Here is a 16,971-nt window from a genome sequence, read left to right as displayed (position 1 = left end):
GCCGCCCGCATGCAATCACGGGTCGCCCTGACCGAGTTGTTGACCCGGTGCCCGGATTTCGAGATCGACGAGGCCGGCATCGTGTGGTCGGGCGGCAGTTACGTCCGGCGCCCGTTGTCGGTGCCGTTTCGAGTGACGTCCTGATGGGCGGTGACTGGCTGGGCCCGCGGCGCATCGAGGTAGCCGCGGACCGGATCCTCGATGCCGCCGCGGGGCTGTTCGCCGAGCGTGATCCGGCCTCCATCGGCATGAACGAGATCGCCAGTGCGGCAGGCTGTTCCCGGGCGACGTTGTACCGCTACTTCGAAAATCGCGAGGCCTTGCGAACCGCCTATGTGCACCGCGAGACCTACCGGGTCACTGACGCGATCAAGCAGCAAGTGTCCGGCCTCGACGATCCGCGGGAGCGGTTGATCCTCAGCATCGCCACCACGCTGCGCATCGTGCGCGAGACGCCGGCGTTGGCATCGTGGTTCGACACCACCAGGCCGCCCATCGGTGGCGAGATGGCCGAGCAGTCGCAGGTGATCGCCGCGCTGGCCGCTGCGTTCCTGGACTCGCTGGGCTCCGACGATCCGGGCACCGTCGAGCGGCGCGCGCGGTGGGTGGTGCGAATCATTGCCTCGCTGTTGATGTTTCCCGGCCGCGACGAAGCCGACGAGCGGGCGATGCTCGAAGAGTTCGTCGTTCCGATCGTGACCCCGGCCGCCGCTCGCCGTTAGGTCAGCTAGTCGGTCCTGACCCGGGTGAAGCGGTGCAACAACCAGGCCAGGGGGACGGTGATCACCACGGTGGCGACGAAGAGATAGGCCATGGGCCCGGTGTACACATGGGCGCGGACCACATAAACCATCGTGAATTCCATTGTCACCAGATGGATCAAGAAGATCTCGTAGGAGATTTCCCCCAGCCACACCATCGGTCGGCTGGCCAGCGCCCGCGCATACCATCCTCGGTTCGGTTCACCGCCGTCCAAGGCCAGGGGGGCCACCGCCAAGGTGGCGATCACCGCGTAGAAGCAGGTCTTGACCAACGCTTCGCTCATCGAGGCCGGCGACGTGGTGGGGGCGCCGGCTATCGGTGTGGACGCGATGAAATAGCTGATCACCGCCAGCGGTATGGCCACCACGGCATAGCAGCGCACCCCCATCGCCTGCAGCACGGCGAGCAGCATGCCCCCTAAAAACCAGGCCAGATAGGTCGGCAGCCACAGCCGCGCGCCGTCGGGGAAAAGGTGATCGGTGTGCACCAGGACCAGCCAGCCCGGACTGATCAGCGTCATTGCGGCCAGCGCAGCGACCACGAGTCGAGGTCGCCACTGCCGGCGGGACAGCACCACCAGCAGCAGGTACGCCAGCAGCGGCAGCAGCACATAAAACGATCCTTCGACCGCAAGGCTCCACATTTGGGTGAGGCCTTGGTGCAGATACTTTCCCAGATAGCCGTCGGTGTAGATCTGCGTCAGCGTCAGGTTGCGGATCAAGCCCAACCAGCTGTGGCCGGGATTCGGGCCGGCTTCACGGAAGTGATACAGCACGTAGGCGAACAGCACGGTGACGACATAGGCGGGCATGATGCGCCGAACCCGGTGCCTGGCATAGCGACTCAATGAAGGCGGCGTTGCGCCGGTGGCCGCAGCTTTGACCCAGGGCCGGAACAGCAGGAAGCCGGACAGGACAAAGAAAATCGGGACGCCGATCTCCATCCGGGCGCCCACCAGTCCCCAGTAGCCGTGGGTGTACTTCCCGGTGGTGTAGGCGGCGTGGGTGCCGACGACCAGCAGGGCGGCAACGGCGCGGATACCGGTGAGTGCGGCGACTCGGTCGACATGGGATGTCTGTTCCAGCCCGCCTTGGGCGTCCTGTTCCTCCGACAGGGTCATCCGGCGTGTTTCCGGCGAGGTTTTGCGGTGTCGCGGCCGCGGGCTTTGTCGGATTTGCGATCTGGCTGCAGATTGATCAGTACACCTGAGATCCGGGTTTGTTCCAGCTTCTTCATCGTGGCCCGGGGCAGCTTGCTGGGGAGTTCGACCAGCGAATAATCCGGCCCGATGGTGATGTGGCCGAAGTCGCTGCGGTGCAGGCCGCCTTCGTTGGCGATGGCGCCGACGATTGCTCCGGGCCCGATCTTGTGCCGTTTGCCCACGGCGATCCGGTAGGTGCTCAGATCTGTTCTCGCCCTTGACTTGTCGTGCCGTTCCCGGCGATCATCGCGGCTGCGTTCCGGGCGCCGCTCCGGCGGGGGTTCGGGGGCCAACAGAAACGCCTCACCGTCGCGGGACTGCAGCGCCAGCGCCGCGGCGATGTCGGCCAACGGCACGTCGTGCTCGCGTTCGTAATCCTCGACCAGCCTGCGGAACAGGTCGATGCCCGGGCGACCCAGCGCGTCGGTGATGGAATCGGCGAACTTGGCCACCCGTTGGGCGTTGACGTCTTCGACGGTGGGCAGTTTCACCTCGGTGAGCGTTTGCCGGGTGGCTTTCTCGATCGCCTTGAGCAGATGGCGTTCTCGCGGTGAGACGAACAACAGCGCCGTGCCCGATCGCCCGGCCCGCCCGGTGCGTCCGATGCGGTGCACGTAGGACTCGGTGTCGTGCGGGATGTCGTAGTTGAGCACGTGGGAGATCCGCTCGACGTCGAGTCCCCGTGCCGCGACATCGGTGGCCACCAGGATGTCGATGCCTTTGGTACCGCCGTCTCGCAAGGCGGTGATGGTCCGCTCCCGCTGACCCTGCGGGATGTCGCCGTTGATGGCGGCGGCGGAGAAGCCGCGGGCGCGCAACCGTTCGGCGACCTCTTCGGTGGCCTGCTTGGTCCGCACGAAGATGATCATCGCCTCGAACGGTTCGGTTTCCAGGATCCGGGTCAGCGCGTCCATCTTGCGGGGCCCGGCGACTTGGAGGTAGCGCTGCGAAATGTTCTCCGCCGTCGCGGTTTTCGCCTCGGAGGTGACCTCCAGCGGATCGTGCAGATACTTGGTGGTCAACTTGCGGATGGCCGCGGGCATGGTGGCCGAGAACAGGGCGACCTGCTTGTATTCCGGGGTGTCGGCCAGGATCCGCTCGACGTCTTCGGCGAAGCCCATGGTGAGCATCTCGTCGGCCTCGTCGAGCACCAGGTAGTCCACCCGGGACAGATCCAGCGTGCCGCGTTCCAGGTGGTCGATGACACGCCCGGGAGTGCCCACCACCACCTGCGCGCCGCGGCGCAGCCCGGCCAGCTGAACGGCATAGGACGACCCACCGTAGATCGGCAACACGTTGAGCTGGCGAAGGTGGGCGCCGTACCGGCTGAACGCCTCGGCGACCTGCAGGGCGAGCTCGCGGGTGGGCGCCAGGATCAGCGCTTGGGTGGCTTTGCTGGAGGTGTCGAGCTTGGACAAGATCGGGATCGCGAACGCGGCGGTCTTGCCGGTGCCGGTCTGAGCCAGCCCGACCACGTCGGTTCCCGCCATCAGCGCCGGGATGGTCGCGGCTTGGATCGCCGTGGGCGACTCGTAGCCGACGTCACCGATCGCCTGCAAAACCTTGGGGTGAACGTGCAGGTCGGCGAACGTCGCAGGAGGGGTATCCGGTTGGGCCATTTGATTAAGAAGCTTAGTGTTCGTGTTCTGGCCGCGGCGGGCGCGCCTGCAACATCGCCGCAACGGATGACGGTACGGTGCTGCGATGTGTGGTCGCTCCCCCGCCGTGCCGCGCCGTTGACCGGCGTGGCCGCTGCCGCGTTGGTCGCCGCCACGTCGGGCTGTGGCTCCGGGGATTCCACCGTCGCAAAGACACCGCAGGTCACCACCCACACCACGACGGCGGTAGCCAACGCGCCGGAGGCGGCCAGCCCGCCACCGGGCGCCGCCGCGCCGCCGAGTAGCCCGGCCCCCGCCGACCCCTGTGCGGTGAACCTTGCCGCCCCCGCGATCACCCGAGCAGTGTCCGAACTGCCCCGCGATCCGCGCAGCTCCCAACCTTGGAACCCCGAGCCGCTGGCCGGCAATTACAACGAGTGCGCCCAGCTCTCGGCGGTGGTGGTCAAGGCCAACACCAACGGCGACAACCCGACCACCCGCGCGGTGATGTTCCATCTCGGCCAGTACATCCCGCAGGGCGTGCCCGACACCTACGGGTTCAACGGCATCGACACCACCCAGTGCACCGGAGACACGGTCGCCTTGACCTACGCCAGCGGGCTGCGCGGACTGGGCAGCGTGGTGAAGTTCCGGTGGAACGGCAGCAGCGTCGAGTTGATCAGTAACGCCTCTGGCCGCTGAACCCGGCCTTCCTGTCAGACCCCTCCCCTACAGTTGCTGCTGTGCTCGTCATCGACGACAACATCGTCTACAGCGCATCGGATCTCGCCAACGCGGCCCGCTGCGAGTACGCGCTGCTCCCGGACTTCGACGCCAGGCTGGGCCGGGGTCCCGCGGCCGTCGGCGAGGACGAACTGCTGGCCCGAACCGCCCGGCTCGGCACCGACCATGAGCGGCGACGGCTGCACCGGTTGCGCGAACGCTACGGGGACGGCGTTGCGGTCATCGGCCGCCCGGCCTACACACGGGCCGGGTTGACGGCCGCGGCCACGGCCACCCAGCGCGCCATCGCCGACGGGGCACCGGTCATCTATCAGGCCGCGATGTTCGATGGCCGCTTCGTCGGGTTCGCCGACTTCTTGGTCCGCGATGGTGCGCAGTATCGGGTGACCGACACCAAGCTCGCCCGCTCGGCCAAGGTGACCGCGCTGCTGCAGTTGGCGGCGTATGCCGACGCGCTGGGCGCGGCGGGCGTGCCGGTGGCCAGTGAAGCCGAGTTGGAACTCGGCGACGGCACGGTGATGCGCTACCGCGTCGAGGACCTCATCCCGGTCTACCGGTCCCAGCGCGCATTGCTGCAGCGGTTGCTCGACGACCACTATGCCCGCGGCAGCGCGGTGCGCTGGGCTGACGAACACGTGCAGGCTTGCTTCCACTGCCCGCTGTGCACCGAGCAACTGCGCGCCGCCGACGATCTGTTGCTCGTGGCGGGATTGCGGGTTACCCAGCGCGAGAAACTGATCGCGGCCGGGATCACCACCGTTGCCGACCTGGCCCACTATGGCGGCTCGGCTCCCGACCTGCCGTCGGCGACGCTGGCCAAGCTGGTCGCCCAGGCGAAACTGCAAGTGCGACAGCGCGACACCGGCACCCCGCACTTCGAGATCGCCGACCCGCAGCCGCTGGCACTTTTGCCCGAACCAAACCCCGGTGACCTGTTCTTCGACTTCGAAGGCGACCCGCTGTGGACCGTCGACGGCAATCAATGGGGCTTGGAATACCTGTTCGGGGTGCTCGAGGCCGGGCCGAGCGGCCGCTTCCGCCCGCTCTGGGCGCATGACCGGGTGGAGGAGCGCAAGGCACTCGCCGATTTCCTCGCGCTGGTAGCCAAGCGACGCAAGCGCCACCCCAACATGCACATCTACCACTACGCGCCGTATGAACGCTCGACGCTGTTGCGGCTGGCCGGCCGCTACGGCGTGGGCGAGGACGAAGTCGACGACCTGTTGCGCAACGGTGTCCTGGTGGACCTGTATCCGTTGGTGCGCAAAAGCATTCGCGTGGGCGCGGAGTCGTTCAGCCTGAAGGCGCTGGAGCCGTTGTACATGGGCAGCCAACTGCGCCCGGGGGAGGTCACCACTGCGGCCGACTCGATCAATTCCTACGCCCGATACTGCGAGCTTCGCGCCGACGGCCGCGCCGACGAGGCCGCCACCGTGCTCAAGGAGATCGAGGACTACAACCACTACGACTGCCTGTCGACCCGCAAGCTGCGCGACTGGTTATTGATCCGGGCCTGGGAGGCCGGCGTCACACCGGTCGGCATCCAACCGGTCCCGAAGGGCGACACCATCGAAGACGACGACCGGGTGGCTGCGACCTTGGCGGCGTTCACCGGTGACGCCGCGGCCGGTGATCGCACGCCGGAACAGACCGCGGTCGCGTTGATTGCCGCGGCTCGCGGCTTCCACCGGCGCGAGGACAAGCCGTTCTGGTGGACGCACTTCGACCGGCTGAATTATCCGGTGGACGAATGGTCGGACAGCACTGACGTTTTCGTCGCCAGCGACGCATCCATCGACGTCGACTGGCACACGCCGGCCCGGGCCCGCAAGCCGCGCAGGCAAGTGCGGCTGACCGGGCAATTGGCCCGCGGCGACTTGAAAACCGATGTGTTCGCGCTCTACGACCCGCCCGCTCCGCCGGGGATGACCGACGACCCGGACCGGCGCGGAGCCGCTCGCGCGCAAGTCATCGAAGTCGACGACCCCACGGTGCCAACCCAAGTCGTGATCGTCGAACGTACCGGCGGTGACGGCAACGAATTCGAGCAACTGCCGTTCGCCCTGACCCCGGGCCCGCCCGTAGCGACGACCGCCCTACGCGCGTCCATCGAAGCCACCGCCGCCGCGCTGGCCGACGGTCTGCCGGCACTACCCCGCACTGCCGTGATCGACCTGCTGCGGCGCCGCTCCCCGCGCACCCGCAGCGGCGAAGCGCTGCCGCACAGCGGTGCGACCATCGCCGACATGACCGCCGCCGCACTGGATCTGGATTCGTCGTACCTGGCGGTGCACGGGCCACCGGGGACCGGCAAGACCTATACGGCCGCCCGGGTGATGCACCGTTTGGTCACCGAGCACAACTGGCGCATCGGTGTGGTCGCGCAATCGCATGCGACGGTGGAGAACCTATTGGACTGTGTGATCGACGCCGGTGTGGATCCCGCGCGCGTCGCCAAGAAACCCTATGCCCAGCGCGGCCCGCGGTGGCAGCAGATCGACAGCAACGAATACCCGACGTTCATCGCCGCGACCGACGGCTGCGTGATCGGCGGCACCGCTTGGGATTTCGCCAACGGCAACCGGGTGCCGCCCGGCAGCCTTGATTTGCTGGTCATCGACGAGGCAGGCCAGTTCTCGCTGGCGAACACGATTGCCGTGGCCCCGGCCGCAGCCAATCTCCTACTGCTGGGCGATCCGCAGCAGCTGCCGCAGGTCAGTCAGGGCACGCACCCTGAACCGGTCGACACCTCGGCGCTGGATTGGCTGGTCGACGGCCACCGTACGCTGCCCGACGAACGCGGCTACTTCCTCGACCGGTCCTACCGCATGCATCCCTCGGTGTGCGCAGCCGTTTCGGCGTTGTCCTATGAGGGCCGGCTGCAGTCCCACATCGAGTGCACTGCTGCGCGTCGCCTCGACCGCTACCGCCCGGGAGTGCGCCTGCTCAGCATTCGCCATCAGGGCAATTCGGTGGAAAGCCCTGAGGAGGCCGACGCGATCGTCGCTGAAATCCAGCACGTGCTGGGCAGCTCGTGGACCGATGAGCACGGCACGCGGCCGTTGACCGCCGACGACGTGTTGGTGCTGGCGCCGTACAACGCTCAGGTCGCGCTGCTTCGTCAGCGGCTGACGTCGGCGAAGCTCGGCCGGGTGCGGGTGGGCACCGTCGACAAGTTCCAGGGTGGGCAGGCGCCGATTGTCTTCATTTCCATGACCGCCTCGTCGGTCGAGGACGTGCCACGCGGAATGTCGTTCCTACTGAACCGCAATCGGCTCAACGTCGCGATCAGCCGAGCGCAGTACGCGGCCGTCATCGTGCGTTCGGAGTTGCTGACCCAGTACCTGCCCGGCACGCCGGCCGGGCTGGTCGAACTGGGCACGTTCCTGTCGCTGACTCAATCGGAGTGGCGACCGTAGCTGGCCGCCCACCGGTCAGCAGGCTGGCTGCGCCACTCCTCGCGCAGCCGCGGCGGCGCGACGGGGGCCGGCCGTGGTGTGGTTTCGTACGGTTCGCGACGCAGGACGTACTCGACGTAGGCATCGTCGTCGTAACCGTCGTCGTAGCCGTCGTCGTCCTCGTAGTAGTCGTCCTCGTCCTCGTAGTCGTCGTCGGCGAGTTCGTCGTCGTAGCCACCGCGGCGAGAGAACAGGGAGCGAACGATGCTGAGCATGAAGAGCGCGGTGACGATGCCCAGCAGGGAAATGAAGGCCGGCAGCAGCATCGATTGCGACATTGCGCTCGCGAACGGCTCGCGCAGGAAACCGGGCAATTGCAGCGCACCGCTGAGGTCGGACTCCGCGGCATTGCTGGGCATGGGCGGCATCTCGTCACTGATCTGCGCCGTCATGAACGCGGCCATGCCCGCACTGCCCAGCACCGCTCCCAACTGGCGGGTGGCGTTGTAGACCCCCGAGCTGGCACCGGCCAGATCGAGCGGCAGGTGCCTGGTGGCGGTGGCCGCCAGCGGCGACCACACGAACGCCATCCCGACGCCCGAGGCCATCAACGGCAACACCAGCCGCCAGATCGGGGTGTCGGGGGCCAGCTCGATGGACAGCCAGGTCATCGAGATGGCCAGCATGGAAAAGCCGAACCCGATCACCGGCACCGGGTGGGCCCGGTCGATGATGCGGCCGACGAACGGGGCCAGCACACCGCTGGTGACCGCCATCGGCGCGATCAGCACCGCCGAGCGGGTCGGGGACAACCCGCACACCGCTTGGGTATAGAAGATGAGCGGCAGCATCATTGCGGTCGTCGCAAACGCGGTGATGGCGACGCCGATGCTGGACAAGCTGAAATTCGGGTCTCGGAAGATGTGCAGCGGGATCAACGGCTCGTCGCGGTTGATGGACTGCCAATAGACGAACGCCGACATGAATCCGACACCGGCCACCAGGACCGCCCAAATCCACGGCGCCCAATTCGCGGACTGGCCTTCCTGCAACCCGAACACGATCAGGAACATGCCGACACCGGACAGGGCGACCCCGACCAGGTCGAAGCGATGCGCGTGGACCGGCAGGACCGGGATGAGCCAGACGGCCAGCACCACCCCGATCAGCCCGATGGGGACGTTGACGAAGAAGATCCACTGCCAGCCCAGCGTGTCGACCAGCGCACCGCCGGCCAACGGACCCACCAGGCTGGCCACGCCGGCGGTGGCGCCCCACATGCTCAGCGCGGTGCCACGGCGGTTGGCGGGGAAGATCCGGGTGATCATGGACAGCGTCTGCGGGGTCAGCACCCCGGCGCCGATCCCCTGCAGCACCCGCGCGGCGATCAACACGGCGGCACTGCCGGACAGACCGCACCACACCGATGCGACGGTGAACAACACCAGGCCGACCAGGTAGAGGTTCTTGGGCCCATACCGGTCGCCGAGCCGTCCGGCGACCAGCAACACGACCGCGAAACCGAGCAGGTACGCGCTGGTCACCCACACCACGGTGGCGTAGCCGATGCGCATTTCGGCCATGATCGTCGGGTTGGCAATGGCGACGATGGTCGAGTCGACCATGATCATGAAGAAGCCGACGATCATCGCCCACAGCGCGTTCCACGGGTTCCCGAGGTATCTGTCCCCGGTCGCCCGGCGCGTCGCCGTAGTCATATGCACCCCATTTCGGCTCCCACGGGCATCGGGTCGCGCAGGAATCCAGCCCGTCATTATTCCCGGTGCACATATTTGGCCGCGACGCGAGGGGATGCCCGCGGAACGGGTACGTCGATACCGACGTGCAGGATTGCGTTCGGTTCACCTTCGGGGGGTGGACGCTAGCCTGGAAGGACGCCACCGGCCAGAAGGGGCACCATGAGCGCTTGGCGAAGGAAGAAGCAGCCGCAACCGCAGGCGGTCGAGGAAACCGGCCGGACCAAGATGTCCACCCGGGCGCTGGCACAGATCCTCGAACGCAGCTCTCATATCCAGGGGCCCGCGGCCGAGGCGTATGTTGCGCGGCTGCGCCGCGCACACCCAAGCGCCAGTCCGGCGGAGATCACCGGCAAGCTCGAGAAGCGCTTCTTGCATGCGGTGACCGTCAGCGGCGCGGCCGTCGGAGCAACCGCGACGCTGCCCGGGGTCGGCACCCTGGCCGCGTTGTCGGCGGCGGCCGGAGAAACCGCTGTTTTCCTCGAGGCCACCGCGCTGTTCGTGTTGGCGCTGGCCTCGGTGTACGGCGTCCCGTTGGACAACCGGGAACGGCGCCGCGCCCTGGTGCTGGCCGTCCTGGTCGGTGACAACGGTAAGGGCGCGGTCGCCGAACTGATCGGGTCCGGTCGCACCAAGGGTGGGTGGGTGTCGGAAAGCATGGCGTCACTGCCGCTTCCGGAGCTGTCGAGGTTCAACCAGCGGATGCTCAAGTACTTCGTCAAGCGGTTCGCCCTCAAGCGCGGCGCGCTGATGTTCGGCAAGCTGATGCCGGTCGGAATCGGCGCCATCATCGGCGCGATCGGCAACCGCATGGTCGGCAAGACGCTGGTCCGCAATGCTCGGACCGCGTTCGGCGCACCGCCGGCACGCTGGCCGGTTACCCTGCACCTGCTGCCCCCGATTCAGGACGCCAGCTAGGGTCCTCAGGCTCGCTGGCGAATCGCTGGCAAAGCGATAGCCTTTAGAGGGCGACGGTCGGAAGCCCACCGACCTGCCGGAACGGTCAAGTGCCCCGCCGATCGGGGTGGATGAAGTCGCAGGCGTCGCCGATGCGCTTGCTGGACAAAGGAATCGAGGCGAACAGCGGCCGTGGCCAACATAAGTTCACCATTCGGGCAAAACGAATGGCTGGTCGAGGAGATGTATCGCAAATTCCGCGACGACCCCTCTTCGGTCGACCCCAGCTGGCACGAGTTCTTGGTTGACTACAACCCCGAACCGGCCGCAGCAGCCGCCCCGCCGGCCACCACCACGAACAGCGGGGACGGGCAGACGGCAGCCGCACCGGCCAAGCCGGCCGCAGCACCCGCCAAGCCACCCGCCGAGCAACCCGCCGCCAAAGCCGTCGCACAACCCGCGAAACCCACCGAGGCCCAGCCCGCCAAGCCCGCCGCCAACGGGTCGCCCGCCGCGGACATGTTCTTGACGACGGCCGCCGCGGCGCCGCGCAGCACCTGCACCTCGTCGCCGTCGGCCGGGGCCGGCGCGGGGGCTTTGGGCGCCGCGGCGGCCGTCGTCAAGAACATGTCCGCGTCGTTGGACGTCCCGACCGCCACCAGCGTGCGCGCCATCCCGGCCAAGCTGCTGATCGACAACCGCATCGTCATCAACAACCAGCTGAAGCGAAACCGCGGCGGAAAGATCTCCTTCACCCACTTGCTGGGTTACGCGCTGGTGCAGGCGGTCAAGAAGTTCCCCAACATGAACCGCCACTACGCCGAGGTGGACGGCAAGCCCACCGCGGTGACCCCGGCGCACACCAACCTGGGCCTGGCCATCGACCTGCAAGGCAAAGACGGCAAGCGCTCACTGGTGGTGGCCGGCATCAAGCGCTGCGAGACCATGCGGTTCGCCGAGTTCGTCTCCGCCTACGAAGACATCGTGCGCCGCGCCCGCGACGGCAAGCTGACCGCCGAGGATTTCTCCGGCGTCACCATCTCGCTGACCAACCCCGGCACCATCGGCACCGTGCACTCGGTGCCGCGGCTGATGAGTGGCCAGGGCGCCATCATCGGCGTCGGCGCCATGGAATACCCCGCCGAATTCCAGGGCGCTAGCGAAGAGCGCATCGCTGAGCTGGGCATCGGCAAGCTGATCACGCTGACCTCCACCTATGACCACCGCATCATCCAGGGCGCCGAATCCGGGGACTTCCTGCGCGCCATCCACGAGATGCTGCTGGCCGACGAGTTCTGGGACGAGATCTTCCGCGAGCTGAGCATCCCGTATCTGCCGGTACGGTGGAGCACCGACAACCCCGACTCGATCGTCGACAAGAACGCCCGGGTCATGGAGTTGATCGCGGCCTACCGCAACCGCGGTCACCTAATGGCCGACATCGACCCGCTGCGCCTGGACGGCACCCGGTTCCGCAGCCACCCCGACCTCGAGGTGCTCACCCACGGCCTGACACTGTGGGACCTGGACCGGGTGTTCAAGGTCAGCGGCTTCGCCGGTGCCGAATACAAGAAACTGCGCGACGTCCTGGGTTTGCTGCGCGACGCGTACTGCCGCCACATCGGGGTGGAGTACACCCACATCCTCGAGCCCGAACAGCAGCAGTGGCTGCAACAGCGGATCGAGACCAAGCACGTCAAACCGACTGTGGCACAACAGAAGTACATTTTGAGCAAATTGAACGCCGCGGAGGCGTTCGAAACGTTCCTGCAGACCAAATACGTTGGGCAGAAACGATTTTCGCTGGAGGGCGCGGAGAGCGTCATCCCGATGATGGACGCCGCGATCGACCAGTGCGCCGAACACGGCCTGGACGAAGTGGTCATCGGCATGCCGCACCGCGGCCGGCTCAACGTGCTGGCCAACATCGTCGGCAAGCCGTACTCGCAGATCTTCAGCGAGTTCGAGGGGAATCTGAATCCCTCGCAGGCGCACGGGTCCGGTGACGTGAAGTACCACCTGGGTGCCACCGGGGTGTACCTGCAGATGTTCGGCGACAACGACATCAAGGTGTCCCTGACCGCCAACCCGTCGCACCTGGAAGCCGTGGATCCGGTGCTCGAGGGCCTGGTCCGCGCCAAGCAGGATCTGCTGGAACTCGGCGACGCCGAGGGCGACGCCGAAAGCGAACGGCCTTTCGCGGTCGTGCCGATGATGCTGCACGGTGACGCCGCGTTCGCCGGGCAGGGTGTGGTGGCCGAGACGCTGAACCTGGCGCTGCTGCCGGGTTACCGCGTCGGTGGCACCATCCACCTCATCGTCAACAACCAGATCGGCTTCACCACCGCGCCGGAATACTCGCGATCCAGCGAATACTGCACCGACGTGGCCAAAATGGTCGGCGCGCCGATCTTCCACGTCAACGGCGACGACCCGGAGGCCTGCGAGTGGGTGGCGCGGCTGGCCGTGGACTTCCGGCAGAAGTTCAAGAAGGACGTCATCATCGACATGCTGTGCTACCGGCGCCGCGGTCACAACGAGGGCGACGACCCGTCGATGACCAACCCCGCCATGTATGACGTCGTCGACGTCAAGCGCGGCGTGCGCAAGAGCTACACCGAAGCCCTGATCGGTCGTGGTGACATCTCGATCAAGGAAGCCGAAGACGCGCTGCGCGACTACCAGGGCCAGCTGGAGCAAGTGTTCAACGAGGTCCGCGACCTCGAGAAGCACGGTGTGCAGCCCAGCGAATCGGTGGAAGCCGACCAGATAGTGCCCGCCGGGCTGGCCACCGCCGTCGACAAACAGTTGCTGGCCCGCATCGGGGACGCGTTCTTGTCGCTGCCCGAGGGTTTCACCGCGCACCCGCGGGTGCAGCCGGTGCTGGAGAAGCGCCGCGAGATGGCTTACGAGGGGAAGATCGACTGGGCGTTTGCCGAACTGTTGGCGCTGGGCACGCTGGTCGCCGAGGGCAAGCTGGTGCGGCTGTCCGGTCAGGACACCCGGCGCGGCACGTTCTCGCAGCGGCATTCGGTGATCATCGACCGCAGCACCGGCCAGGAGTTCACCCCGCTGCAGTTGCTGGCCACCAATAAGGACGGCAGCCCGACCGGCGGCCGCTTCCTGGTGTACGACTCACCGCTGTCGGAGTACGCGGCCGTCGGCTTCGAGTACGGCTACACGGTGGGCAACCCGGACGCTTTGGTGTTGTGGGAGGCGCAGTTCGGTGACTTCGTCAACGGCGCGCAGTCGATCATCGACGAGTTCATCAGCTCCGGTGAGGCCAAGTGGGGTCAGCTGTCCTCGGTGGTGTTGCTGCTGCCGCACGGCCACGAAGGCCAGGGGCCCGACCACACGTCGGGCCGCATCGAACGGTTCTTGCAGCTGTGGGCCGAAGGGTCGATGACCATATCGATGCCGTCGACCCCGTCGAACTACTTCCACCTGTTGCGGCGCCACGCGCTGGACGGCGTGCAGCGCCCGCTCATCGTGTTCACCCCCAAGTCGATGCTGCGCAATAAGGCGGCGGTCAGCGACATCCGAGACTTCACCGAGCTGAAGTTCCGCTCGGTGCTGGAGGAGCCGACGTACGAGGAAGGCGACGGCGACCGCAGCAAGGTGACGCGGGTGCTGCTGACGGCCGGGAAGCTCTACTACGAGCTGGTAGCGCGCAAGGCCAAGGAGAAGCGCGAGGACATCGCGATCGTGCGCATCGAGCAGTTGGCGCCGTTGCCCAAGCGCCGCCTCGACGAGACACTGGATCGCTATCCCAACGCCAAGGAGTACTTCTGGGTGCAGGAGGAGCCGGCCAACCAGGGCGCGTGGCCGCGGTTCGGCTTGGAGCTGCCCGAGTTGCTGCCCGACAAGTTGAGCGGGATCAAGCGGATCTCGCGGCGGGCGATGTCTGCGCCGTCGTCGGGATCGTCGAAGGTGCATGCCGTCGAGCAGCAGGAGATCCTGGACACGGCTTTCGGTTAGGGCCCGGGCCGCGAGCGTGTGTGTCTGTACGACGACACGCCGAGTGGAGTGGCAGTCTGCGCCCGCTCGCGGTTACCCCGGCGCGCGCGTGCAACTAGCGCGGGTCGGGTGAGCCGAACGCGCCGGTAGCGCCGTTGCCTCCGACGGTGCCCGTCGTTGACCCCGAGCCGCCGGCCCCGCCGGCGCCGCCACCGCCCGCACTACCGCCGGGCCCCTGGCTCCCAACGATCTCCCGACCATCGTGTGGCACCCCGGGAGTCCCGCCATTTCCGCCATTGCCGCCGCCACCGCCAAGGCCGCCGGTGCCTCCCGCGCCGGTCGTGCCGCTAGAGCCAGCGTGGCCGAAGAAGCCTCCTTGGCCCGCCAGGCCCGCGACGCCACCATCGCCTCCGACACCGCCCACGCCGCCAATGCCGCCGGCGCCGCCAGCACCGCCGTCACCGCTAACCGACGACGCTGTAGAGGCAGCCACGGTCGCGTCCCCACCGAAGCCGCCTTCTCCTCCATTGCCGCCGAGGCCGCCCGCGCCACCGACGCCCCCAGTGCCGCCGCCGCCGGCATCGCCGCCGACGCCGAATAGGAGGCCGCCGCGACCGCCGTCACCTCCCGCGCCCCCGACACCACCGTGGCCACCGGCACCGCCGACGCCACCAATCCCGCCGGCGCCCCCAACGCCACCGAGGGCTCTCGCACCTGTCCTGTCGGGGTTGTCCACGGCGGCCGAGCCACCAAAGCCCCCCACTCCGCCCGCCGCGGCGGTGCCCCCGATGCCGCCAGTACCGCCCGCGCCGCCAAGGCCACCAGCGCCGCCGTCACCGATCAACAACCCACCGTTGCCACCACTACCACCGGCCCCACCGGTCCCCCCGACTCCGTCGGCACCGGCGTCCGCGCCCCAACCACCCACGCCGCCGATGCCACCACTGCCCCCAACGGCGGACTTGTCGGCACTCCGCACCGATGCACCGTCCGCGCCGATCCCGCCAATCTGGCCGAGGGTGCCGTTCGCGCCATCGTCCGCCGTCCCGTTGTCCGGCGTGACAGCGTTGATCCCCGCCAAACCCGTGCCGCCTTGGCCTCCCGCGCCACCATCACCGAAGAGCACGGCATTGCCGCCAACACCACCGGCGCCGGGGTGGCCGCCGTTGATCCCCGCTAGCGCCGCCCCGCCGAGCCCGCCGACTCCGCCATTGCCGTACAACATCCCGCCGGCACCACCGTTGCCGCCGTTGGCGCCCGCGCCACCGCCACCGCCGGCTCCGCCGTTGCCGAACAGGCCGGCGTTGCCCCCGTTACCTCCGGCCACACCGTTGGCCGTCTGGGTGAACCCAGACCCACCATTGCCCCACAGGAGTCCGCCAGCGCCGCCGTTGGGATTTGCCGCCGTTCCACTGGCGCCGTCGCCGATCAACGGGCGACCCAGCAACGCCTGGGCCGGGGCATTGATCGCCGCCAGCACGTTCTGCTCGACAGCCTGCAACGGGTTGGCACTGGCGGCTTCCGCGGCGGCATACGAAGCCGCACCGGCCGACAGATTGTGCACGAACTGCTGGTGAAACGCCGCCAGCTGCTGGCCGATCCCCTGGTAAGCCTGACCGTGAGCGCCGAACACCGCCGCAATGGCCGCCGACACCTCATCGGCAGCAGCAGGCAGCAACTCAGTGATAACTCCCGACGCCGCGGTGTTCGCCGCCCCGATAGCCGAGCCGATACCGGCCAAGTCAGTTGCCGCCGACGCCATCACGTCTGGACCGACCACCACGAAGGACATGTGACCCCTACCGACCGAGATTATCGACAACGAAAATCTGGCAAATCGTATCCGGCGGCCCGCGGCGGGACGCTCACTTCGGACAAAAGTTCCGCTCGGTGTTGGAGGAGCCGACGTATGAGGACGGCGACGGCGACCGCAGCAAGGTGACGCGGGTGCTGCTGACGGCCGGGAAGCTCTACTACGAGCTGGCCGCGCGCAAGGCCAAGGAGAAGCGCGAGGACATCGCGATCGTGCGCATCGAGCAGTTGGCGCCGTTGCCCAAGCGCCGCCTCGACGAGACGCTGGATCGCTATCCCAACGCCAAGGAGTACTTCTGGGTGCAGGAGGAGCCGGCCAACCAGGGCGCGTGGCCGCGGTTCGGCTTGGAGCTGCCCGAGTTGCTGCCCGACAAGTTGAGCGGGATCAAGCGGATCTCGCGGCGGGCGATGTCGGCGCCGTCGTCGGGATCGTCGAAAGTGCATGCCGTCGAGCAGCAAGAGATCCTCGACACGGCTTTCGCCTGACGATGATTCGCGCCGTGGCAGCGGCGCGCTGAGGAGTCAGGCCATCTGGCCCCGCCTGAGGGTGTAGGCGCTCTGCATAAGCGGCGCGCTCAGGAGTCCTGACGCGAGCGCCCGCATGTTGCCAATGACGCGCCGAGTGCCGCGGCAATTTGAGGACCCTCGCGGCTCGGCACGAACCCTTGCGGCCGGGCCCAAGCACGCTCGCCGCCCGACCAGGGACTAACCCGGGCCGCCGGGATCCCCGGTGGCCCCATTGTTGCCGGTGGCGCCCGCAGTTGACCCTGACCCACCCGCGCCACCGGCATGAACCCAGACCCACCATTGCCCCACAGGAGTCCGCCAGCGCGCCGCTTATGCAG

The 16,971-nt window shown here is 67.7% G+C and carries 9 protein-coding genes and 2 pseudogenes; 7 read left to right on the top strand and 4 right to left on the bottom strand.

Translation table 11 applies throughout. The annotated features are described in order from the left end of the window. Positions 1-144 (top strand): annotated as a pseudogene (locus A9W95_RS26035) (cytochrome P450); the annotation flags it as partial. Continuing rightward, complete coding sequence (locus tag A9W95_RS07040) at positions 141-722, top strand: TetR/AcrR family transcriptional regulator (protein WP_253851583.1); 582 nt, start codon at positions 141-143, stop codon at positions 720-722. The pseudogene A9W95_RS26035 and the gene A9W95_RS07040, both read left to right, overlap by 4 nt. 5 nt (positions 723-727) lie before the next feature. Here the strand turns inward: A9W95_RS07040 and A9W95_RS07035 are convergent, their stop codons facing one another. Together A9W95_RS07035 and A9W95_RS07030 are read right to left on the bottom strand one after the other, a co-directional pair. Then, positions 728-1,882 (bottom strand): acyltransferase, encoded by a 1,155-nt coding sequence (locus A9W95_RS07035; RefSeq protein WP_067410097.1) that lies wholly within the window; start codon positions 1,880-1,882, stop codon positions 728-730. After that, the gene (locus A9W95_RS07030) at positions 1,879-3,582 is read right to left on the bottom strand and encodes a DEAD/DEAH box helicase (protein ID WP_067410094.1); all 1,704 of its coding nucleotides are present in this window, start codon (positions 3,580-3,582) and stop codon (positions 1,879-1,881) included. Before A9W95_RS07030 ends, A9W95_RS07035 begins: the two co-directional genes overlap by 4 nt. Before the next feature lie 66 nt (positions 3,583-3,648). Here A9W95_RS07030 and A9W95_RS07025 point away from each other — a divergent pair, with 66 nt between their 5' ends. Together A9W95_RS07025 and A9W95_RS07020 are read left to right on the top strand one after the other, a co-directional pair. Then, positions 3,649-4,263: an LppP/LprE family lipoprotein gene (locus A9W95_RS07025; protein WP_082982946.1), complete on the top strand. Its 615-nt coding sequence runs from the start codon at positions 3,649-3,651 to the stop codon at positions 4,261-4,263. 41 nt (positions 4,264-4,304) lie between these two features. After that, entirely contained in the window at positions 4,305-7,724 is a 3,420-nt protein-coding gene (locus A9W95_RS07020) for a TM0106 family RecB-like putative nuclease (RefSeq protein ID WP_067410090.1), read from the top strand. On the opposite strand, the gene A9W95_RS07015 is transcribed toward A9W95_RS07020, so the two are convergent. Further along, positions 7,703-9,421, bottom strand: coding sequence for an MFS transporter (locus A9W95_RS07015; protein ID WP_082982945.1), 1,719 nt, complete (start codon positions 9,419-9,421; stop codon positions 7,703-7,705). The genes A9W95_RS07020 and A9W95_RS07015 overlap by 22 nt on opposite strands. Before the next feature lie 201 nt (positions 9,422-9,622). On the opposite strand from A9W95_RS07015, the gene A9W95_RS07010 reads away from it, so the two are divergent. Together A9W95_RS07010 and A9W95_RS07005 are read left to right on the top strand one after the other, a co-directional pair. Continuing rightward, positions 9,623-10,378: a hypothetical protein gene (locus tag A9W95_RS07010; RefSeq protein WP_067410088.1), complete on the top strand. Its 756-nt coding sequence runs from the start codon at positions 9,623-9,625 to the stop codon at positions 10,376-10,378. A 171-nt stretch (positions 10,379-10,549) separates the two neighbouring features. Next, positions 10,550-14,335 carry a multifunctional oxoglutarate decarboxylase/oxoglutarate dehydrogenase thiamine pyrophosphate-binding subunit/dihydrolipoyllysine-residue succinyltransferase subunit gene (locus tag A9W95_RS07005; protein WP_067410085.1) on the top strand — a complete coding sequence of 1,262 codons (3,786 nt, stop codon included), beginning with the start codon at positions 10,550-10,552 and terminating at the stop codon, positions 14,333-14,335. Between the two features lie 94 nt (positions 14,336-14,429). Here the strand turns inward: A9W95_RS07005 and A9W95_RS28280 are convergent, their stop codons facing one another. After that, entirely contained in the window at positions 14,430-16,106 is a 1,677-nt protein-coding gene (locus tag A9W95_RS28280; RefSeq protein ID WP_067410082.1) for a PE family protein, read from the bottom strand. An 86-nt stretch (positions 16,107-16,192) separates the two neighbouring features. Between A9W95_RS28280 and kgd the strand changes: the two are divergent. After that, positions 16,193-16,612, top strand: a pseudogene (gene kgd / locus A9W95_RS06995) (multifunctional oxoglutarate decarboxylase/oxoglutarate dehydrogenase thiamine pyrophosphate-binding subunit/dihydrolipoyllysine-residue succinyltransferase subunit); the annotation flags it as partial. Between the last annotated feature and the right edge of the window lie 359 nt (positions 16,613-16,971).

Source organism: Mycobacterium sp. 1423905.2 (genome assembly GCF_001673155.1).
Classification (GTDB): Bacteria; Actinomycetota; Actinomycetes; order Mycobacteriales; family Mycobacteriaceae; genus Mycobacterium.
This window is presented reverse-complemented; position numbering and strand designations above follow the sequence as displayed.